This window comes from Bacillus sp. ISL-7, assembly GCF_018613065.1.
The window spans coordinates 1-22,468 of the sequence record NZ_JAGGQW010000043.1 but is presented as its reverse complement, the minus strand read 5'-3'; the positions used below and the strand labels follow the sequence as shown (position 1 = coordinate 22,468).

Here is a 22,468-nt window from a genome sequence, read left to right as displayed (position 1 = left end):
CAGGAGGCTTAACTTTATGGAACACATTGAAGTGGAACCAGGACAGCTATTTTTAAAGGAAGAAGATATTATTTGTAATGCTGGAAGAACGACATCAAAGATATCTGTAACCAACACCGGCGACCGTCCCGTCCAAATCGGATCTCATTTTCACTTTTATGAAGTAAATGAATCTCTCCAATTTAATAGAGAAGAAGGGTTCGGGAAACGTTTGAACATTCCATCAGGTGCTGCCGTTCGTTTTGAACCTGGCGATGAGAAAGAAGTAGAATTGATTCCCTATGGTGGAGAACGTCGAGTATATGGATTTAACAATAAAACAGATGGTTCCATTGAAAGAGGGTCTAATCAATGAGCTTTAAAATGACGAGAAAACAATATGCCGAAATGTACGGACCAACAACAGGTGATTCCATTCGTTTAGCCGATACGAACTTAATCATTCAAATTGAAAAAGACCTTACAACTTACGGCGAGGAAGTCGTCTTTGGCGGCGGGAAGGTTATTCGAGATGGTATGGGGCAGCATCCCCTTGTCACTCGTGGAGATGGGATACCGGATGTAGTGATTACAAATGTCGTCATTTTGGATTATACCGGAATTTATAAAGCTGATATTGGTATTCGTGATGGGGTCATTGCTGCAATTGGAAAAGCAGGGAATCCATTAGTCATGGATGGTGTCGATATTGTGATTGGAGCCTCCACTGAAATTATTGCCGGTGAGGGAATGATTGTAACGGCCGGTGGAATTGATACACATGTTCACTTTATTAACCCGGCTCAGGTAGATACAGCACTTACCTCCGGTGTGACCACTCTGATTGGAGGAGGAACCGGTGCAACTGCAGGGTCCAGAGCAACAACCGTTTCTCCTGGTGAATGGAATATTCATCGGATGCTCGAAGCTGCTGAAGGATTGCCCATTAACGTAGGTTTTACTGGGAAAGGCCAGGCTGCAGCAGAAGAACCGCTTGCGGAGCAAATACGTGCAGGTGCCATTGGTCTTAAAGTTCATGAAGACTGGGGAGCTACCGCTTCGGCTATTGACCATTCACTTAGAGTAGCTGATAAATTTGATGTACAAGTAGCCCTTCATGCCGATACCTTGAACGAAGGGGGATTTGTGGAAAATACAATGGCAGCCATTAAGGATCGGGTTATTCACATGTACCATACGGAAGGTGCAGGGGGTGGTCATGCTCCTGATTTAATCAAGTCGGCTGGATTCATGAATGTTCTTCCGTCCTCTACGAATCCAACCTTGCCTTATACCGTGAATACGATTGATGAACATCTAGACATGCTGATGGTTTGCCACCATTTGAACCCTGCTGTACCAGAAGATATCGCTTTTGCTGATTCCCGAATTAGAAAGGAAACAATTGCAGCAGAAGATATCCTTCAAGATATGGGAGTATTTAGTATGGTCAGCTCAGATGCACAAGCAATGGGACGGATTGGGGAAGTTATTTTACGTACATGGCAAACTGCAGATAAAATGAAAAAACAAAGAGGAACTATGCAAGGTGACAGCGAGTATTCAGATAATAACCGAGTAAAGCGATATATTGCCAAATTTACCATTAATCCAGCGATTACACATGGTATTTCTGATCATGTTGGTTCTATAGAAGTAGGGAAAATTGCTGATCTTGTGCTCTGGAATCCAGCGTTTTTCGGTGTGAAACCTGAACTCATTTTAAAAAATGGCTTTATTGTTCAAGCCTTAATGGGTGATGCCAATGCATCCATTCCGACACCACAGCCGATTATTTATCGACCGATGTATGCTTCAATAGGGAAAGCCCTGTCTAAAAGCTCGATTACCTTTATCTCTCAAGCAGCCTTTGATGGCAAAGTACATGAGAAATTGGGATTGGAAAAAATCATTCTCCCTGTTCACGGAATTCGAAAATTAACAAAAAAGGATATGAAGCTTAATTCCGAAACTCCTGAAATTACTGTAGATCCCCAAACATATGAAGTAAAAGTAAATGGGGAACTGATTACCTGTGATCCTGTTGACGAAGTACCAATGGGACAACGCTATTTCTTATTTTGAGGTGAAAACAATGATTGTTGAAAGTATTGTAACGAATATAGAAGAAATGGAAATGGAAGAACTTTTAAAACGACATAAGGAAAAGGTATATCTAGAAAGTTCTGATTTAGTGAAACGAATTCAGCGAGTGACAACAGACCACGGCAAAGAAATAGGGATTCGACTAAAAAATCCACGTGATCTTGTGGCTGGTGATGTTTTATTTATGGATGATAAAAATATGATTATTGTGGATGTTGTATCAGATGATGTACTCGTTATTAGCCCGCGTTCCTTGAAGGAAATGGGGACGATTGCTCATCAATTGGGAAATCGCCACCTTCCAGCGCAATTTGAAGAGGATGACATGCTCGTACAATATGATTACCTAGTGGAAGAATTGCTGCAGGAGTTGCAAATCCCTTTTAAACGCGAAGATAGGAAAGTAAAGCAAGCATTTCGGCATATCGGTCATAGTCATGATTGACAAAACACTGTCTTTGTTTCAACTTTGTGATTCTAACTTTCCAACAGGTGCTTTTAGTCATTCATATGGCTTAGAGAGTTATATTCAGGAAAATATCGTACACGATCAAGCCACGTTTGCCCAGTGGCTTCAAGTTTATTTAAATGAGCAGCTCGTCTATTCAGATGGGCTGGCAACTCGTCTTGTCTATGAATCATTAGAAAATAACGAGATGGAAAAGGTTTGGAAAATAGATCGGTTGTTAATGGTTCAGAATTTACCACGAGAAACAAGAGATGGGTCACAGAGAATGGGTGAACGGATGTTAAAGCTTGTGGAATCTTTATATCAGAATCCATTACTTGCCCAATATAGAGAACGAATCCATCAAAAGAAATCTTTTGGACATCCGGCCATTGTGTTTACGATGATTGGTCATCATCTTGGTGTTTCACAAGAAAACACAACGCTCTATTATTTATATTCTACCGTGTCAAGTCTAGTTCAAAATGCGGTACGTGCCATTCCGTTAGGTCAAACAGCCGGGCAAAAAATCATTCAAGAGTTCCAAGCTGCTTTAGCCAAGGCAACCGAAAAAATTCAACTTTTGGACGAAGAGGATTTTGGAATTGTGTCTCCAGGTTTAGAATTAGCGCAAATGATGCATGAGCGTGTGAATATTCGTATTTTTATGTCTTAGGAAAGGACGTGTTGAAATGGAACCGATAAAAATTGGCGTAGGCGGTCCTGTTGGAGCAGGAAAAACATTGTTAATTGAGAAGATTACCCGAGATTTAGATGGAGAAATTAGCATGGCAGTTGTGACAAATGATATTTATACAAAGGAAGATGCTAAATTCCTTATGCAAAATGGAGTTTTACCTTCTGATCGTATCATCGGTGTTGAAACAGGTGGATGCCCTCATACAGCAATCCGCGAAGATGCCTCAATGAATTTTGCAGCCATCGATGAATTAAAAGAGAAACATCCGGATGTTGAACTTATTTTTGTTGAAAGTGGAGGAGATAATCTTGCGGCCACATTTAGCCCGGAGTTAGTTGATTTTTCTATCTATATCATTGATGTAGCCCAAGGTGAAAAAATTCCAAGAAAAGGCGGACAGGGAATGATTAAATCTGATTTATTTATTATTAATAAAACAGATTTAGCTCCCTTTGTTGGCGCAAGCTTAGAAGTAATGGAATCAGATACTAAGGTTTTTCGGGGCGATAAACCGTTTGTCTTTACAAATTTAAAAAATAATTCGGGGCTTGATGAAGTCATCAACTGGATCAAGCAGGACACCCTTTTAAAGGGATTGGCTTAGAATGACAGGTTGGACAGGAGAATTACGTTTAGCTGTTGAAAATCGAAAAGGAAAAACAGTTGCAAAAAGTGTATATTTCCAGGGCGCATTGAAAGTAATGCGCCCTATTTATCACAACGATTCGGGACAAGTCTGCTATTATATTTTAAACCCTGGGGGAGGCTACTTAGACGGTGATCGATACCGCATACAAATTGCATTAGAGAAACAGGCTAGACTCACATTAACGACACAGTCTGCTACGAAAGTGTATAGAACCCCCCATACACATGCATATCAGGAAACGGAAATCTTTTTGAAGAAAGGCAGCTTTCTGGAGTATACTCCCGATCCTTTGATTGCCTATCGACAAGCGCGATATAAACAAAAAAATGTTATCCACATGGAAAAAGGCGCTACGTTTCTTTATTCAGATATCATTACGCCAGGCTGGTCTCCAGATGGGAAAAGATTTAGCTATGACCGGCTTCAATTAATGAATGAAATATACATGGATCATGAACTTGTGACTTATGATCATATTAAGTTAAGTCCAGCAAACCATAATGTGGAAACGATTGGACTTATGGAAGGTTTTTCTCACTTGGGCTCTATGCTAGTTATCGGGGAACAAACCACCTCTGAGCTACTGGATCGGTTATATCATGTGATCCAATCAGAAACGAATACCTATAAAGTTGGATTATCCCAATTAGCTGTTAAAGGATTTACCGTACGGGTTTTAGCAAACTCAACACAGGAAATTGAAAGAATATTTAAGAATGTCCATCATATGATTAGTCATGAATGGTTTGATACAACCCCAAGCTTTCTTAGAAAATATTAAGGTGAAAAATTTGGATTCAGTATTCAACAAGGGTATCGAAATTAAGGGAGGATCTTGATGGAGATTACTTTGTTTTCCGTGTTGGCACTTGGGTTCATTTTGGGGATTAAACATGCAATTGAACCTGATCATGTCATTGCCGTATCAACTATTGCCAGTAATAGCAAAAAGTTATGGCATGCCTCTCTAGCAGGGGTATTTTGGGGCATTGGACATACTGCCACTCTTTTTATCCTTGGGATTATATTAATCCTAATGAAAAATGATTTGTCGGATAAATGGTCCATGTCATTAGAATTTCTTGTAGGTATTATGCTTATCTATTTAGGTATTACGAGCTTACTTAAATTTAGAAAGCACAAACAACACTCTCATCTAAAAGAAGAACATTCAAAGAATGATCATTTGAACAAGAAAGATGTATCCTATTTTAAATCATTGTTCATTGGATTTGTTCATGGACTTGCAGGAAGTGCGGCATTGGTACTACTTACGATGAGCGCGGTTGACACAGTTTGGCAAGGTGTTTTGTATATTTTTATATTTGGAGTAGGTACAACAATAGGTATGTTAATATTCACAACGATTCTCGGCATTCCATTTGTAATGAGCAAGAAACGTTTTAAATTAAGTCGCAGCCTTATCCTGATAACAGGAGCAATAAGTGTCATGTTTGGAATCTATTATATGTATAATTTAGGAATTAATGAAGGACTTTTTAAGCTTTGGATATAAAAGCTAGAATTTGATAAAAAGATCAATCCATTTTAATAAGGGATTGATCTTTTTTATAGACATTCACTTCATAAACGTATATATTGTCTTATTTACTTAGGTTAGTCCAAGTTTGTGTCCGTTTTCTTTTACCGTACGTACTCACTATTCCAAATATGCAATCTCTAAATCCTAACTCAGTCAAATATAATTTGCAGTTCGTTTAACGATCTAAACCCAATCATTTTTCGCCATTGCAAGTCAGGAACCGCTAATTGAAGGTTGTCTTTCCAAACCAGGAGTGATTTAATCGCAATTTGTGTTTCTAACCGTGCCAACGGGGCACCTAAACAAAAATGCGTGCCATATCCAAATGCAAGATGGGGATTCGGATTCCTCGTTATGTCGAATAAATGAGGATCATGGAATTTATTCGGATCGCGATTGGCAGCTCCCAAAAGGATATATACCTGGTCGCCTTTTTTAATAGTTGTTTGATGGATCTCGATATCCTCCGAAGCAATCCGAGCGGTCATCTGTGTTGGACTCTCATAGCGCAAAAACTCCTCAACCGCCCCTTCAATAAGTAATGGTTTTTCCTTTAGGTCCATCAGTTGATGAGGATGTTTCAATAAGGTAAGGATTGAATTGCTGATAAGATTGACTGTTGTCTCATGACCGGCAATAACAAGTAAAATGCAGGTTGCCAATAATTCCTCGTCTGTTAACCTGTCCCCTTGCTGTTCCTCCTTTATTAACAAGCTGATAAGGTCCTCTTCAGGGCAGTGTTTCCGTCTTTTAATCAGTTCTTTAAAATAATCCCTTAAGATTATAGTAATTGCATTCCCATTGTCTAACGCCTTTCTCGAACGGGTAAAATCAATGGTTTGAATTAAGCTTGCCGCCCATTCTCTAAATTGATATCGCTCTTCTTGAGGTACTCCTATTATTTTCGCTATAATGAGACTTGCTAAAGGAAACGCTAAATCGGAAACCACATCCATTGTTTTCTTATTTTGAAACTGTTGCAGTAAATCGTTTACCGTTTCTTGGATATAAGGACGAAGATGTTCCACCATTCTAGGAGTAAATACGTTACTAACCAGTAAACGCAGCCGCTTATGGTCTGGTTGATTTTTAAAAAGCATCATGTCATTTTGGGTGTTTTTTAGCCGCTCATATTTTTTTGAAGTCTGAGGCAGCGGGGTGCGATTTTTAAATCTAGTATCTTTAAGAATCGCTATCGCCTCTTCGTATCCTGTCACGTACCATCCTGGATATTTTAATAGATTTCCCCAATAGATCGGATGAATGGAACGCAGCTTATCGTAAAATGGATAAGGATTTTTAAAAAACTCAGGAGAAGTAAATGAAAATGGTATGGTTTGATTTAAATCGGTTGTCATGTCACGCCCCCTAAAATACGATCACGATCGTTTAACAGAGATGTGTAACTCACATCTCTGTTAAACTCTTAAATTTATCTCATCTGGACATTCTAAGATTGAAAGGGCCTCCTAATTTGTTACTTCCTTCCCATCTAACACTTGATCTGCAAGTTCCATCCATTTATTCATTTTCCTACCTCCATTTGATTGATTAGTAATGTCACATCTATGTGATCCTTTACCATTTTTTGAATGTTATCTTTTGTTATTTCTTTAAGTTTAGGTGTGATGCCTAATATAGGCACACCACATAACTCTTCAATTAGTTTCGGGTTTGTTTTTTCCGCAAGATCAGGACATTCACTTATGCCGTTGATCACGATTCCGGCAATCGTCAGACCTAGGCTTTTTGCGTATTGAACCGTTAGAAAAATATGATTTACTGTACCAAGATTAGGTCGGGCTACAAGCACAATTGGCAGCTGTAACGCCTGAATTAAGTCACTAACTAAGAAATGTTCACCCAGTGGGACTGAAATACCGCCAGCACCTTCTACGATGAAAAATTCATGTTTTCCTCTAATCTTTTCCCAGTGACTTAATACATCTTCAATCCCCACTATCTTCCCTTCTAGCTTCCCTGCAACATACGGTGCAAGTGGTTCTTTAAATTCAAAAGGGGTAATCTCTTCATAGGATAAAGATGTTTGTGACAGTTGCTTCAGTAAGCTTGTATCACTTTCTGGATCTTCACGTGAAGTACCGCTCAACAATGGCTTAAATACGCCAACATCCACATTTTTCTCTTTTAATACAGCTGCAAGTCCACTAGAAATAATGGTTTTTCCAACTCCTGTATCTGTTCCTGTTACAAAAAAACCGTTCATTTAATCATATTCAACTCTTTTCCGATGAAATTAAAGGACTCTAGCAAGTAATCGATTTCTTTTGAACCATGGTCGGAGGAGACTGTTAACCGGATACGACTTTCTCCAATTGGGACGGTTGGTGGACGAATCGCTGGTGCATGTATTCCTTTTTCCTGTAATTTTTTCGCAAATTGTACAGCCTTTTCGGTATCCCCAATGATTACAGGAATAATCGGTGTAAGATCCCCCTTCACGGTATAACCCATTTCTTCAAGACTGATTTTTATTTTTTTTACATTTGAAAATAACAGTTGGCGTATTTCTTTACTATCTTCAATTATCTCTATGGCTGCATACGAAGCAGCACATATTGCCGGCGGCATGGCTGTTTGAAAAATAAAGGTTCTCGCATGGTTTAACAGAAAATCAATTAACACCTTCGAACCAGCAACAAAACCACCCTCCGTACCAACAGCCTTGCTTAAGGTTCCAATCTCCACATCAGGATGAACACCAAAATATTCACTTGTGCCCCTGCCATTTTCCCCCAAAACACCTGTTGCGTGTGCATCATCAACAATAACGTAGGCATGATAACGTTTAGCAAGTGAGAGCATCTGATCAAGAGGTGCAATCGTACCATCCATACTAAATACTCCATCTGTTACAATAAAACGCCGCTGATATGACGCTGTTTCCTTCAACTTTTCTTCAAGATCACCCATATCGACATGGCTATAAATGACTGTGTCAGCATTGGATAGCCGGCAGCCATCGATAATACTGGCATGATTTAATTGATCACTTAAAATGACATCCCCTTTTTCAGGCAATGACGATAGCACACCGACATTCGCTAAATAACCGCTTGAAAACAGGAGAGCTTTCTCCGTTTGCTTGAAGCTTGCAATTCTTTCTTCAAGTTTTTGATGCCATTCAGTGTGACCTGTCGTTAACCTTGAGCCACTGCTTCCTACTCCAAAATCATGTAGGCTCGTTTCTGCCGCATAAACCAAACGTCGATCATTCGCCAGCCCTAAATAATTATTTGATGAAAAGACGATCTGTCTCTGACCATCAATCAACATCTCAGGAAGCGGAGCCGTATTCATTGTTCGAAACTTTCGATACAAACCAGCCTCTTTGGTCTTGTCTAATCGATGGCTTAACCATCTATCAAGATCCAACACTCGTCACCCCATTTGTTACCTCATTGATAGCTTCTTTCATGATCATGACCATCGCTTTAATTTCTTCCCTAGTACTAACAAGCGGAGGAAAAAATACAATGACATCACCTAATGGTCTCGTTAACATACCAAGCTCTCTCATTTTTAAAGTAACCTGATAACCTACTCGTTTATGAGCAGAAAAGGGCTCCTTTGTTTCCTTTGAGTAAACAAGCTCTATTCCACACATAAAACCAAGTTGCCTAATATCCCCAACGTGCGGAAGCGATTGCAGCTCTTGTAGGAGTAAATGGAGATACTCTGCCTTTTTGGCTACCTGTTCTACAATATTTTCAGATTCTAACAAACGTAAATTTTCAATTGCAACTGCACATCCAAGCTGATTCCCTGTATAAGAATGACCGTGGAACAACGTTTTTAACTTTTCGTAGTCATCATAGAATGCCATATAGATTTCCTCTGTTGTAAATGTAGCAGCAATTGGCAAATAGCCTCCTGTAATCCCTTTTCCAACTGCCATTATGTCTGGTTGGACACCTTCGTGTTCACAGGCAAACATTTTCCCCGTACGTCCAAATCCCGCTGCTACTTCATCAACAATCATTAAGACATCATATTTTGTACAAAGCTTACGTACACCCGCCAAAAATCCTTCTGGCATCACAATCATACCTCCGGCTCCTTGGACCATTGATTCAATAGTAAGTGCAGCTATTTCTTGGTGATTTTCAATCAAGAGCTGTTCAAGTATATCTAAACATTCATCGCGGCACTGTACAGGATCACCACTCTTAGAGTGATATGTGTTAGGAATTGGTGCTTTAAAACTCTCAAACATTAATGGGCCGTACACTTGATGGTAAAGCTCGATTGAACCAACACTAACGGCCCCAATCGTATCGCCATGATAGCCATTTTGCATCGCTATAAATTTTTGTTTCTCTGGTCTACCAATATTCATCCAATATTGAAACGCTATCTTAAGACCAATTTCCATCGCTTCTGCTCCACTATCTGAATAAAAGACACGTGTTAACTTTTCAGGACTTATTTCAATTAGTTTTTCAGCAAGCTCTGTTGCTGGAACATTTGTCATCCCCAACAATGTAGAGTGGGCTATTTTTTCAAGTTGTTTCTTAATCGCTTGATCCAATTCTTTTTTTCGGTGGCCATGTACATTGAGCCACAAAGCAGAAAATCCATCATAATATTCCTTACCATAAATGTCTTTTACTTTAATTCCGTTTCCACTCTCAATAATGAAAGGATTTTCATCATAATCTTTCATTTGAGTGAAAGGCAGCCAAAGATACTTTTTACTTTTTTCAATTAGCTCTTGTGTCATTCTCTTCCTCCCATTGAATAAAAATTGGCTGTTTTTCTAGGTAGTGTATGTATGAATGAAGATCGCTTAAGCCATCCACAAAGAAGATTCGACAGCCGTGTTCATCTCCGTATTCTTTTAATTTTGTAATGCGTTGATAGCCTAGCTTTTTACTAGCTACATAGCCTGTTATGTACTCAGGATCATCTGACCAACATAATTCTGCGACAGTAGCTGGATGCTCATTCACCTTTGTTGCAAGTACAAGTGCCTCCCTCACTCTGGAATTCTTAGGCATCTTATAGTAGTCAGCCCATTTTTCAAAATTCGTGTCCAACCAGTCCATTCTGGAAACACGCAAGCCCTTTTCTTTCCGTTCATCAATTCGTTCACCTGAATGGATATCAATCAAAATCGCACCCCTGATTCCTGAATATTCAGTCATCAGTTGATACGCTTTTTCAATGCTAGTTCTTGGGATCCCCTCTCTCTCCAAAAGTCTCCTGGCGAATGATTGCCCTTCATCTACTGATTCCACTTCATTTGTCGCAATTTGTAATGGCTTAACTAGTTTTATAGGCTCGTTAATAGATTCAAACTGAATCTGCATAAAATCTGGGTTTCCTCTTGAATGAGTTAAGCCCTTTTCCAATAAAGCATTCACTGCATGTTTCATATTGCTATATGTTGAAAGTAGTTCTCCACCGGATATATGCTTTCCTCCATGTTCATGAGGTCCATTCTTGGCAGCTCTCATTCTAATGCTATAGTACTTTCCCTCTTGCATACATTCTACCTCCTAACCTTGTAATACTAATTGTAAACCAAAATAAACAATAGGTTAACAATTAGAATAATAAGATAGTTACCCTTTTCTGTCAATATTGTTAACAAAATTGTATTGGTAATTTAAAAGTTATTAAAAAAAAAAAGGAATAAACCATTTTTAAGTACTTTTAGGTTTATCCCAAATTATTGTCTTGTTTTGGTTTTTCTTTAATTGCCTTTTACAGGTGGAATGGATGTAACTAACAGTTCCTATTGAATCTGTTCAGAAATATGACTTAATGCTTCTCCAGCTTCGTTTACATGAATGTTGACTGTTGATAGATCACCAATGGCACAAATACCAATCATTTCACCATTTTGTACAACTGGAATGCGACGGATTTGATGGTCTGCCATCATACGAGCACATTCATGTACATCTGTATCAGGCGAACAAGTGATTACATCCGAAGTCATACTATCATGGCAATGAACGGAATTGCAGTCTTTCCCATCAGCTACACAATTCAATACAATATCACGATCTGTAATCATTCCAACAACTTTTCTACCTTCACAAACTGGAACAGAACCACAGTTGATATCACGCATTATTTTTGCGGCTACTGTCACAGAGTCATGTGATGCACACACCTTAACATCCTTTGTCATAATTTCTTGTACCATTGTCATTGTTTTTTCCTCCTATTGGTGATTGATTTTTCCTTCTTATTTTCTCCATGTGAATCTAAATTATTACTCAAAGCAAGATTTCATTTTTACTAAAATGAAATCCGTTTTAGAATTTTGAATACACGTTAGTAGACATTAAGATATATAAATATATAAAGCTGGTGATTATGATAAAGTATTCCCAATTGATAAAAGCCTTTGCTCTCGTTGAGCAAAGGCAACTTTTTTTACGAGTTCCTTCTATTATATAATGTTATTTTTCTCGCCTTCACAGCTGTCATCTCTCCCGTTTTCCATCGATGATAAGCTTGTTGGCCCGTGTGCTGTATCTGAACATCTTTTTGTATTATTTACATCGCTTTTTCCTTTATTGAACTTGAAGTAGCTGGAGTGTGCTCCCAACATTCAATGCCTTCATGATTTTTAATACAATCTTTATAAAAGACAGGATCTTTACCAGCTTTTTTCTGTTTCATGTAGTCCGTTAAAGCAGCAAAGGCTATTTTTGCTAGTAATGTAATAGCAATCAAGTTTATGATAACCATTAAGCCCATAAATAAATCCGCTAAATCCCATACAAACTGGACCTTTGCAATGGAACCGAATAAAATCATGGCTAACACGCTTATTCGGTATAGTATCAACCATACTTTACTTTTGTGTAAAAATCGAATATTTGTTTCCCCATAATAATAGTTACCGATTAACGCACCGAATCCAAATAGAAAAATAAAAATAGCCAGACAGCCTGATGCCCAGGAACCGACATGTTCACTTAATGCTGCTTGTGTAAGTGCAATACCACTTAGCCCTGGTTGTTTGTAAGCATCAGAAAGTAAAATAATAAATGCTGTGCTTGTACAGACGATCAGTGTATCCGTTAATACGCCAAATGCTTGAATAAGTCCTTGTTTAACCGGATGACTTGTTGTTGCCGTTGCGGCAACGTTTGGCGCACTCCCCATTCCAGCTTCATTCGAGAACAAACCACGTTTAACTCCATTCATGAGTGCAGCGCCGATTGAACCGCCAGCTATTTGTTCAAGGCCAAACGCATTTTTAACAATAAGAGAAAGAATTTCCGGCATTTTTGTTATGTTCGTAGCTATGATAAATAATGCAATACCAATGTATAACACAGCTAGAATCATAACCTTGTATTCAGCCATTTTTGCAATTCGCTTCACACCGCCAAAGATAATCGCAGCGAAAGCAAGTGCCATGATAATCCCTATAGTTAAACGATCTGTACCAAATGAGTTCTCAAAAGCAATTGAAACGGTATTTGATTGTACAGAATTGAATACAAGACCGAAAGAAAGCGTAATTAAAATGGAGAATAATACTCCCATCCAACGTTTGTTTAATCCTTTTTCCATATAATAGGATGGGCCCCCGCGGAAACCATTTTTATCTTTTACTTTATATACTTGCGCTAACGTACTTTCAATAAAGCTGGATGCTGAGCTAATAATAGCAATAATCCACATCCAGAATACCGCTCCAGGACCGCCTAATGCAATCGCAATCGCAATTCCTGTGATATTACCCGTCCCAACGCGAGCGGCCATACCAATACAGAACGCTTGAAATGGGGAAATGTTGTCTTTAGAACTAGTTCTCCCTTCCATTAAAACACGGACCATTTCCTTTAACATTCGAAACTGTACAAATTTCGATTTAAATGTGAAATAAATCCCGCAAGAAACAAGCATAATAATTAGTAATTTTGACCAAAGGAATTCATTTGTTATACCAATCATATTTTGTAATAATTGTGGCATTTTACCACCCCTTTTTAAAATTTAGTAGTTTATATTGAAGTAATTAGGACATCAGTTTGATAGAAATGGTTCGAATCGAAGTAGGTCAGTGCCGGCGATGGTGCCACCTGCTGCTGGAATCTTAATAAAAGATCATTTTTTAACAGGGTTTATTGCATCAGCATCATTTGCAGCGTTAGCTGATCTCCGTATAGACATGGATGCTTATGCAGCGGAAGAAAATGTTTCTTTTTTCGCTGTGGAAAGAAACCATTGAAAAAAAGACCCCATTTTGTTAGCTTAATGGGCATGTGAGATGACCCTCTAACCTAACCAATTTGGGGCCCATTGATTTGTTCCCTCCAATATAGTCTACATAACTTGTCTTACGTTGGATATCTAGACCCGCTAGTGGATCTTCGACAGGTAAAGGATCTCAGTAAGAATTTTAGAGCCCTTCATTTTTTCGAAAGCTTCTTTTGCTTCTTCTTCAGTGTCAAACTCAAACATGTTTAGATTGTTTTTTGAATGGACAGTGATAATCCACAAGAAAATCTCCTTCTTCCATATAATTGTAGAAAATCTCGCATTTTAGATCCAGCCCCGGAAATGTGAGGCTTCAGCCAGTTTTCTTATACCAACCATATACGCTGCTAAGCGCATATTAACTTGATGATCATGTGTTGTTTGATAAATATTTTCAAAAGAATCGACCATTACTTTTCGTAATTTTTCAGCCACCTCTTCCTCTGACCAATAAAATCCTTGATTGTTCTGAACCCATTCAAAGTAAGATACGGTGACACCACCTGCACTTGCCAATATATCCGGAACAAGGAGGATTCCTCTTTCATCCAAAATTTTGGTTGCTTCAAGGGTTGTTGGCCCGTTAGCTGCCTCCACTACGATGGAAGCTTTAATACGATTGGCGTTTTGTGCTGTAATTTGGTTGGAAATGGCAGCCGGCACCAGAATGTCACATTCTTTTTCCAGTAATTCTTGATTCGTGATAACATTGTTAAATAAAGTTGTTACTGTACCAAAACTATCGCGTCGATCGAGCAGGTAATCAATATTAAGCCCTTGTGGATCATAAAGAGCACCATATGCATCCGAAATACCAATCACTTTTGCTCCAGCATCATGCATGAATTTGGCCAAAAAGCTTCCTGCATTCCCAAAACCTTGAATCACTATGCGGGCACCTTGCAATTCAATGTTTTTTTTCTTTACCGCTTCTTCAATACAGATGGTTACACCCCGGGCTGTTGCCGTTTCACGTCCATTTGACCCCCCTAAAACAAGGGGCTTGCCCGTAATGAATCCTGGAGAATCGAATTCACGAAGGCGGCTATACTCATCCATCATCCAAGCCATGATTTGAGAGTTTGTATATACATCGGGTGCCGGTATATCTTTTGTAGGCCCGACAATTTGGCTGATGGCACGAACATAACCACGACTCAATCTTTCCAGTTCTGCAAACGACATTAATCTCGGGTCACACTTAATGCCGCCTTTTCCACCTCCGAAAGGGAGGTTCGCAATGCCGCACTTTAAACTCATCCAAATAGACAAGGCTTTTACCTCTTCTTCGTTCACTTCTGGGTGAAAGCGTATGCCTCCTTTTGTCGGACCTACTGCATCATTATGTTGGGAACGAAAACCGGTAAACACTTTGATCGAACCATCATCCATTTTTACAGGTATGCGGACAGTAAGCATTCGGATAGGTTCTTTGAATAATTCAAATTCATTATTTGAATAACCTAATTTATCCAACGCCTCTTTTATGACCGTTTGTGTAGAAAGAAATAAATCTAGAGATTCCTTTTCTTTTTTCTGTTCTTCGGTTAGGCGTTCTACAGTAGTTGTTAATGCCATTAATATCACCCCATAATTTAAATAATAAAAGTTTTATTGCATCGTTTTCTTAGTTTCGTATGAATTTTTCAAATGTCCAATGAAATCTTCCATGGACAATCGTATTTTTATACAATTCGACGATTACATCTTTCTGATAAGAATGTTTTTAGAAAATACACAGATTCCATTCTTGCGATAGATGTTTCAATAGCTTAACACCCGTCAGGCTATTGCCATACTGATCAATAGCTGGTCCATAAATACCAATTCCACATCCATCTTGAAAAGGCAGTTCTCTTTTCATACTTGGGGGAACAGTTGCTAAAATACCTCCCGATACCCCGCTTTTGGCTGGTACTCCTACAAAGGCGGCAAATTTGCCTGAAGCATTGTACATTCCACAGGTAAGCATTAAGGCTTTGGAAAGTCTGGCCACTTCAACAGGCAGTACTTGTTGTTTTTGAATTGGGTGATATCCATCATGAGCAAGAATCATTCCAATCAGGGCTATATCTTCCGTATTTACTTCTAAGGAACACACCTTCAGATAAACTTCTAAAGCTTCATCCACCTCTGATTCTAAAAAACCTGTCTCTTTTAAATAATAGGCTATTGCTCTATTTCGATTGGCAGTCTGCCATTCTGACTGAAAAACCTCCGCATTGATGTTCGGACGTTTCCCTATCATTTTTTCGATAAATTTGTAAAGAAACTCCAATTTATTTTTTGATGATTCTCCCGGAAGCAGTGATGCGATGGTAATTGCTCCTGCATTGATCATGGGATTAAACGGCTTACCTGGTTTATGCATTTCAAGGCGGATAATGGAGTTAAAGGCATCTCCAGTTGGTTCCACATCGACCCGATCTAACACATAAGGAATTCCGCGACTTACACATGCCGCTATAAAGCTGATCACTTTTGAGATACTCTGTAATGTGAAAGGGACTTGCCAATCACCCGACTTGACCACTAGTCCATTTGATCCTACGATACAAATACCTAACTGTGACGGGTTTGCCTTTCCCAAAGCAGGAATGTAGCTTGCACATCGTCCTTCTGTACCATAGGAACGATAATGATCCACCCATTCATCCAACCAATCCTGCTTTTGGTTCCCGATTTGATCTCTTTCCTTTTTTTTAATCATGTGAATCAACTCTTCCAACCCTCTCTTTCTAAATTCTTTTTTAGGGAAAACATTTCACGCTCAAAAGAAAACGCTTTCTATTTTCTGATGGAATGATATTATTGATTCTATAATTAGAACTACAAAAGATAACGAAAACCTACAGAAAATTTTTTATCTTTCGTTTAATTTTTTACTCGAATAAAATTGGAGTATCTAATAATAAAGTTTGCATTGTATTGTGGCCAATCTATCTGTATACTAATTTTCAGAAAAATTAGGAAGTGATCTGCTTGAACATCAGTCCTTTAGTAAAAAAAGACCTATTCATACTCGTTTTGATGATGATTACAGTCCCTTTGGCGGGTGAATTAAATTTCTATCCGATTAATGAAACGTTCCGGGTCAGTTTTGGTGTACCAATATTTTTATTCTTTTTGTTATTGTTCCGAAAAATTCCCGCTATTTTGTCTGGTTTATTGACAGCTATACAAGTTGTGGTCTTTCGCATTTTACTAGAATTCATCAACCAAGGTAATATGAATTTGACTTCCTCTTTTGAAGCTAATTTTCCTAGTTTTTTCTTTTATTTTGCCTATGCTTGTTTATTTTATTTGGCAAAAGTAAACCGATTTTATCACCGTCCTATTTTAATTGGATTGATTGGCATCACCATCGAAATATTGTCGGATTTGACAGAGATACTGATGCAATATTTTGTATTGGGAAAAACGATTAAATTGGCAGCACTTAGCGAAATTCTGATTATGGCGATATCACATAGCTTTCTGGTTGTCAGCTTTTTCACGATCATGCAGTTATATGAGGCTCAGGCAAGGGAAAAACATATAAGAAAACAAAATGAGCATATGCTCATGCTCATTTCCAATTTATACGAGGAATCAATTCATTTAAAAAAAACATTGCTAGATGCTGAAAACATCACAAAAAAATCATATGATCTATACAAATGCTTAAATGTTTTGCAAATCGAAGGGACGACTGCCCATACAGTCAAGGACCTCGGCAGGCAGGCATTGACAATAGCCGGCGAAGTCCATGAAATAAAAAAAGATAACCAACGTATTTATGCGGGACTTTCAAAACTTATTTCTGATGAAAGTTTTACAGATTATATGAACCTGGTTGAACTAGTTTCCATTATCAAACGAACAAATGAAAAATATGCCAGTATCCTTGGAAAAAATATTCAAGTTGAATATTCCATTACAGGAGCTCATCCCCCTTACCATGTTTTTACCCTTTTATCGATTATCAATAATATCGTCACTAACGCCGTAGAAGCCATCGATAAAACGGGCAAGATTACCATTAGTATTGAAAGGGAAAACCATTTGGTTAAATTCCAGATCAAAGATAATGGCCCTGGTTTTATCCAGAAACATAAAAATTTAATTTTCAAGCCCGGGTTTACCACTAAATATGATTATTCCGGAAATCCATCAACGGGAATGGGATTATCCTTTGTAAAGGAAATAGTTGAACAACTTGAAGGTGATATTACAGTGCAGAATAGATTAGAAGGAACAGGGTCCATTTTCACTATCCGTTTATCGGCCAATCATTTAATGGAGAAAGGCTGATTTGTTACTTTTTCATATAATAGATGATGATGAAGCCGTTCGTTCGATGCTGGCTCAATTCATCGAAGACGAGGGCTTAGGGGAAGTGGCCGGGGAGGCAGCAGATGGATCCTTATTGGATGGAAACAGGTTAGACATTGATATACTTGAGAGAGTCCTTGCATAGTCTCAATGACGAAAAAACTTCACTGAACCGTTGTTTAGTGAAGTTTTTCTGTTATAAGAAGAGAAAAATATACTATTCGTTAACTAAATTAACATAAGCTTTGTTGACTTTAAGGATAATTTGTTGTTAAAAAAGCAGCTAATTTTTTGCTCTTTTGTTTTCTTTCTTTGCGAACCCTTGCTCGCTCTGGTGCGGTCTCATGCAATTTTTTCTCTTCTTCTGTTTCCGGAATAACCTGTGGAACATGTGTTGGACGTTTATGTTCATCAAGTGCGACAAATGTTAATAGAGCTGTTGCTGCAATTGTACGTTTACCACTTTTTAAATCTTCAGCAATAATTTTCACAAAAATCTCCATAGACGACGTCCCTGTCCATGTCACATATGATTCAAAACAGACCGAATCTGTTGTACGAACAGGATATAAGAAGTCAACTGAATCGGTTGAAGCAGTTACACATTCCCTGCGACTATGGCGAGCCGCTGAAATAGAAGCTACCTGGTCCACATCACTCATTAATTTTCCTCCAAATAATGTATGGTGATTGTTTACGTCATTTGGAAATACACGACTTGTTCTTATAACTCGTGACTCTTTACAATATTTTGCTTCCATAATATACTCCCCTATTGAACTACTGGTACCATCTTCTACGAGATAGCTTTAATTGAGCCACACTATAAAGCTCTTAGTCTTCTAATAATTAAGTTTCTGGATCTTACATATAACTAGTTGACAGTGAAAGAAACTAACGACTGCATTTTCCATTTTATAGCCAAGATTTGGACCATGAAAGTATCGACAAGAATTTTTTTGGGTTTTCTGTATTTCCATGCACAATATCCCCCATGATTCTGTTTCTCATTAGAGAAGTATTTATATGTCTAAGAATAATGCAATTATTGAAATAAATAAAATGATATAAAATTATAACCACATATAAAAAACTTTTATATCGTATAAATTTAGGGGTTAATAATGGATTACCGTTATAAAAAAATAGTAAAAAAAAACCAACTAAATCGGCACGGCATTTTTTTATTTCTCAGCCTTCATATAAAAAGGAACCACGGCAGATCATGCCACGATTCCTTTCTTTGCTGAATATAAATGTCACTGCTTTAAGAATGACTTCTATCTTATTCTTGTAATCAGACTCTTTAAACTTCCTGCATGAGTAAAAATGACTAAATTTTTAATATATCCTCTTCGTTTGGTAAGGAAGATATCGCTCCTACCCTTGTACATACAAGTGCCCCTACTTTATTTGCAAATAAAATGATCTCCTTCAGTTTACTAAAATCATTAAGAATTGTATTAATGGACTCCAAGTTTGCAAACTGATATAAAGCAGCACCGACAAATGCATCACCAGCACCGGTAGAGTCAATTGAATTTATTTCTATACTGTTTATTACACCCACATCATTTCCATTTGAAAGAAGAGTTCCTTCACTTCCAAGAGTCACAGCCACAATTTTCGCTCCCAAATGATGGAGCTTCTCTATTCCTTCATACCTATCCATTTTTCCTGTGATAAGTTCAAGCTCCTCTTCACTTACTTTTACAAAATCAGCCATGGATATACCTTTTCTAGCTAAACTAATAAATTCTTCTATTCTATTTTTCCATAAATCCTTACGGAAATTAGGGTCAAATGATAGGAATATTCCACTATTTTGCGCAAAGTTCATTGCATTAAAGTAGGTTGTTTTAAAAGGGTTATCAAGTAACGCTGTTGCGGATCCAAAGTGTAGTATTTTTGCTCTACTTAGTCTATCTAAATTTAAGTTTTCGTCTGTTAGATGTTGATCTGCTCCTCTATTGAATACAAAATCCCTTTCACCGTCTGCTTGGAGAGAAACAAATGCTAAGGTTGTTGGTGCTAAATCATCGGTAACAACCATCGATGTATCTACACCCACCTCGTTTAAAGTTTCTATCAAGAATGATCCAAATGGGTCATTTCCTACTTTCCCAATAAGACTCGCCACCCCACCTAGCTTTGAAATTGCAGCTGCTACATTCGCTGGGGCACCTCCAGCCTTCTTTAGGAAATGATCACCTTCTTTTAAATTAACATCAATATCTGTACAGAAAAAATCGATTAACAGCTCTCCAACGCACATAACTGAGCGGGATGTTTTATTCATTTATTTTCCACTCTCCATTCTTACCGCTTCTATTAATTTAGAATACAAAGTATCTAGATCTATATCATAAACAGTTCTCTATTTTGTATATAGAGAGATTTAAATAGCTCATATTGCTCATTATATACATATCCATTCTTTTCATTTGGCTCTACTAGCCTATCACTCTTTTTTACCATTTCACTTACAGCTTCTTCCATTGAATTGAAGACTTTTGTACCTACAGCTGCCATAATTGCTGCTCCTTTACAGGCATGTTCCTTCGTCAAGGTAGTACATATACTTTTTTGAAAAACGTCTGCTACAATTTGCATCCATAAATCACTTTGGATAAATCCACCTGAAGCGATAACCTGCTCAACAGGTATTTGCAGTTCATTAAAAATCTCTAATGAATCACGCAATGAAAAAGCAACACCTTCCATCACCGCTCTCAACATGTGGTAACGATTGTGCTTTAATTGAAGTCCAAAAAACATCCCTTTAGCATTAGCATCCATATGGGGTGTTCTGTCTCCATTTAAATATGGTAGGAAGAGTAACTTTTCACTTCCTGATGGAATCTTACTAGTTTCTTTGTTTAACTTAGTAAAGTCTGCGATATATAAAATATTTTCCATTAACCATTTTAATGATAGTCCTGCACTTAAATTAGCACCTAATATGTACCAGTTTTTCACATGACAGAATGTATTTGTACGATATAGTCTGTCATGAACTGCTTGATTTACAGGTGAAAATAACTGTCCTCCTGTTCCAATCGTACAGGAAATTGTCCCCGAAGAAAGGATGCCATTCCCAACAGCCTGCATCGGCTGATCCCCTCCACCATATACGACAGGGGTTGCTAATTTCAATCCAGTTTCATTGGCTGCAATTCGAGTTACGTACCCCGCGATCTCGTATGGCTCACGGCATAGTGGAAAAAGGTTCCTATTTATCCCTAACTTTTTAATTAGATCTTCAGCCCATTCTCTTCTTTCTATATTAAATATTAATGTTCCACAAGCATCTGTTGAATCTGTACCAATCTCACCAGTTATTCTGTAACGTATATAATCTTTAGGTAAAACCACTTTATCTATTTTTTCATAATTAAAAGGTTCATGTTCTTTTATCCACATTAAAGAAGGTAGTAAAAAACCAGGAGAAAGTGAATTCAGTGTTTGCCTTTCTACTTCTTCCTTATTTATTTTATTATGTATGGAGTGGATTTGCTGCTGACTTCTTTGGTCACACCAAATGATCGCTGGTCTTATTACTTGTTTGTCTTTATCAAGTATTACTAAACCATGCATTTGTCCTGAAAAACCAATTCCAGTAATTTCAACCTCATATCTCCCCACTTTTTGTAAACAATGCTGTATGGTCTTCTTTGTAGCTCTCCACCATTCTTCAGGATCTTGTTCTGCCCAATTTCTTGCTGGGGTATTTATGCTATATACCTCACTATCTGAAAAACACTCTGTACCAGTATAGTCAATCAGGCATGTCTTCACACTAGATGTTCCAAGATCTATTCCAAGCAAGTACTTCATCAAATACCCCCTTTTTGATCGCAAAATTGCATGGAGAATGAAGGCTGTCGATCATTCGACAGCCTTTAAAATGTCTTACTTTCAATGAAAAAATCCACTTAATGGAAAGATATTTTATCTTTTTTTACCTTTATTACTCTTGTTCTCTACTTTGTTAAATACATCTGTTGAATTCCATTAAGCTGCACTATTTCCACGTAAGCGATCTAATAATACCGCGGCAACAATTACTCCACCTTTGACAACAAGCTGCCAATAATAGTTAACGTCCATTAGAGTTAAGCCATTACTAATAACGCCCATAATTAATACCCCAATGATCGTTGCTTGTATCTTTCCTTTACCACCTGTTAGACTAGTTCCACCCAAAATAACCGCGGCAATTGCATCTAACTCATACATTTGTCCTGCAGTTGGTTGACCAGAATACAGCCTGCCAGCTAAAACGACCCCACCTAAACCTGCTAATAATCCACTGATGGAATACACATTAATTAATGACTTCTCAACCTTAATCCCTGTTAATCGTGCTGCTTCTTCATTTCCACCAATGGCATAAATATGGCGGCCAAACATGGTATACTTTAAAACATAAAACATAACGATATAAACAAAAGCCATGATATAGATAGGAGTTGG

General features: G+C 37.9%; 23 protein-coding genes. 10 read left to right on the top strand and 13 right to left on the bottom strand.

Annotation, left to right across the window (positions count from 1 at the left end; translation table 11 throughout):
• Positions 1 to 16 precede the first annotated feature (16 nt).
• From ureB to J7E66_RS17395, 7 genes are read left to right on the top strand one after another with little or no spacing between them, the layout of a single operon-like run.
• A complete protein-coding gene (gene ureB, locus J7E66_RS17425; protein WP_251032978.1) occupies positions 17 to 355 on the top strand; it encodes an urease subunit beta in 339 nt (112 codons plus the stop codon).
• The gene (gene ureC / locus J7E66_RS17420; RefSeq protein ID WP_215002138.1) at positions 352 to 2,064 is read left to right on the top strand and encodes an urease subunit alpha; all 1,713 of its coding nucleotides are present in this window, start codon (positions 352 to 354) and stop codon (positions 2,062 to 2,064) included. Before ureB ends, ureC begins: the two co-directional genes overlap by 4 nt.
• Positions 2,065 to 2,074: 10 nt before the next feature.
• Entirely contained in the window at positions 2,075 to 2,530 is a 456-nt protein-coding gene (gene ureE, locus J7E66_RS17415) for an urease accessory protein UreE (RefSeq protein ID WP_215002137.1), read from the top strand.
• The gene (locus tag J7E66_RS17410) at positions 2,523 to 3,209 is read left to right on the top strand and encodes an urease accessory protein UreF (protein ID WP_215002136.1); all 687 of its coding nucleotides are present in this window, start codon (positions 2,523 to 2,525) and stop codon (positions 3,207 to 3,209) included. Before ureE ends, J7E66_RS17410 begins: the two co-directional genes overlap by 8 nt.
• 16 nt (positions 3,210 to 3,225) lie before the next feature.
• Entirely contained in the window at positions 3,226 to 3,837 is a 612-nt protein-coding gene (gene ureG, locus J7E66_RS17405; protein WP_098262975.1) for an urease accessory protein UreG, read from the top strand.
• A 1-nt stretch (position 3,838) separates the two neighbouring features.
• Complete coding sequence (locus J7E66_RS17400; RefSeq protein WP_215002135.1) at positions 3,839 to 4,663, top strand: urease accessory protein UreD; 825 nt, start codon at positions 3,839 to 3,841, stop codon at positions 4,661 to 4,663.
• Between the two features lie 57 nt (positions 4,664 to 4,720).
• Positions 4,721 to 5,398 (top strand): sulfite exporter TauE/SafE family protein, encoded by a 678-nt coding sequence (locus J7E66_RS17395; protein WP_215002133.1) that lies wholly within the window; start codon positions 4,721 to 4,723, stop codon positions 5,396 to 5,398.
• A gap of 176 nt (positions 5,399 to 5,574) precedes the next feature.
• On the opposite strand, the gene J7E66_RS17390 is transcribed toward J7E66_RS17395, so the two are convergent.
• The 7 genes from J7E66_RS17390 to J7E66_RS17360 form a co-directional block, all read right to left on the bottom strand.
• Positions 5,575 to 6,783 (bottom strand): cytochrome P450, encoded by a 1,209-nt coding sequence (locus J7E66_RS17390; protein WP_215002130.1) that lies wholly within the window; start codon positions 6,781 to 6,783, stop codon positions 5,575 to 5,577.
• Positions 6,784 to 6,950: 167 nt separating this feature from the next.
• Positions 6,951 to 7,652 carry a dethiobiotin synthase gene (bioD, locus tag J7E66_RS17385; protein ID WP_215002128.1) on the bottom strand — a complete coding sequence of 234 codons (702 nt, stop codon included), beginning with the start codon at positions 7,650 to 7,652 and terminating at the stop codon, positions 6,951 to 6,953.
• Positions 7,649 to 8,821, bottom strand: a complete 1,173-nt coding sequence (gene bioF, locus J7E66_RS17380; protein ID WP_215002126.1) for an 8-amino-7-oxononanoate synthase — start codon at positions 8,819 to 8,821, stop codon at positions 7,649 to 7,651. The genes bioD and bioF overlap by 4 nt, the downstream gene beginning before the upstream one ends.
• The gene (gene bioA, locus J7E66_RS17375; RefSeq protein WP_215002124.1) at positions 8,811 to 10,169 is read right to left on the bottom strand and encodes an adenosylmethionine--8-amino-7-oxononanoate transaminase; all 1,359 of its coding nucleotides are present in this window, start codon (positions 10,167 to 10,169) and stop codon (positions 8,811 to 8,813) included. Before bioA ends, bioF begins: the two co-directional genes overlap by 11 nt.
• Positions 10,150 to 10,935 (bottom strand): 6-carboxyhexanoate--CoA ligase, encoded by a 786-nt coding sequence (bioW, locus tag J7E66_RS17370; protein WP_215002122.1) that lies wholly within the window; start codon positions 10,933 to 10,935, stop codon positions 10,150 to 10,152. The genes bioA and bioW overlap by 20 nt, the downstream gene beginning before the upstream one ends.
• A gap of 251 nt (positions 10,936 to 11,186) precedes the next feature.
• Entirely contained in the window at positions 11,187 to 11,609 is a 423-nt protein-coding gene (locus J7E66_RS17365; RefSeq protein ID WP_215002120.1) for a CBS domain-containing protein, read from the bottom strand.
• Between the two features lie 350 nt (positions 11,610 to 11,959).
• On the bottom strand, positions 11,960 to 13,393 hold the full coding sequence (locus tag J7E66_RS17360; RefSeq protein ID WP_215002118.1) for an alanine/glycine:cation symporter family protein: 1,434 nt from the start codon (positions 13,391 to 13,393) through the stop codon (positions 11,960 to 11,962).
• 88 nt (positions 13,394 to 13,481) lie between these two features.
• Between J7E66_RS17360 and J7E66_RS17355 the strand changes: the two genes are divergently transcribed.
• Positions 13,482 to 13,649: a hypothetical protein gene (locus J7E66_RS17355; protein WP_215002116.1), complete on the top strand. Its 168-nt coding sequence runs from the start codon at positions 13,482 to 13,484 to the stop codon at positions 13,647 to 13,649.
• Between the two features lie 314 nt (positions 13,650 to 13,963).
• Here J7E66_RS17355 and J7E66_RS17350 read toward each other — a convergent pair whose 3' ends face one another.
• Positions 13,964 to 15,256 (bottom strand): Glu/Leu/Phe/Val family dehydrogenase, encoded by a 1,293-nt coding sequence (locus J7E66_RS17350; protein ID WP_215002114.1) that lies wholly within the window; start codon positions 15,254 to 15,256, stop codon positions 13,964 to 13,966.
• 148 nt (positions 15,257 to 15,404) lie between these two features.
• The gene (locus tag J7E66_RS17345) at positions 15,405 to 16,388 is read right to left on the bottom strand and encodes a glutaminase (protein WP_215002112.1); all 984 of its coding nucleotides are present in this window, start codon (positions 16,386 to 16,388) and stop codon (positions 15,405 to 15,407) included.
• Positions 16,389 to 16,651: 263 nt separating this feature from the next.
• Here J7E66_RS17345 and J7E66_RS17340 point away from each other — a divergent pair, with 263 nt between their 5' ends.
• Entirely contained in the window at positions 16,652 to 17,971 is a 1,320-nt protein-coding gene (locus tag J7E66_RS17340) for an ATP-binding protein (protein ID WP_308162531.1), read from the top strand.
• Position 17,972: 1 nt separating this feature from the next.
• Entirely contained in the window at positions 17,973 to 18,137 is a 165-nt protein-coding gene (locus J7E66_RS32905) for a response regulator (protein ID WP_215002110.1), read from the top strand.
• Positions 18,138 to 18,246: 109 nt separating this feature from the next.
• Here the strand turns inward: J7E66_RS32905 and J7E66_RS17330 are convergent, their stop codons facing one another.
• The 4 genes from J7E66_RS17330 to J7E66_RS17315 form a co-directional block, all read right to left on the bottom strand.
• On the bottom strand, positions 18,247 to 18,753 hold the full coding sequence (locus J7E66_RS17330) for an acyl-CoA thioesterase (protein WP_215002108.1): 507 nt from the start codon (positions 18,751 to 18,753) through the stop codon (positions 18,247 to 18,249).
• A 572-nt stretch (positions 18,754 to 19,325) separates the two neighbouring features.
• Positions 19,326 to 20,291: a carbohydrate kinase family protein gene (locus J7E66_RS17325; protein ID WP_215002107.1), complete on the bottom strand. Its 966-nt coding sequence runs from the start codon at positions 20,289 to 20,291 to the stop codon at positions 19,326 to 19,328.
• A gap of 59 nt (positions 20,292 to 20,350) precedes the next feature.
• A complete protein-coding gene (xylB, locus tag J7E66_RS17320; protein WP_215002105.1) occupies positions 20,351 to 21,829 on the bottom strand; it encodes a xylulokinase in 1,479 nt (492 codons plus the stop codon).
• A gap of 177 nt (positions 21,830 to 22,006) precedes the next feature.
• Positions 22,007 to 22,468 (bottom strand): ABC transporter permease (locus J7E66_RS17315; protein WP_374103859.1); only part of this gene is annotated, 462 nt, incomplete at its 5' end.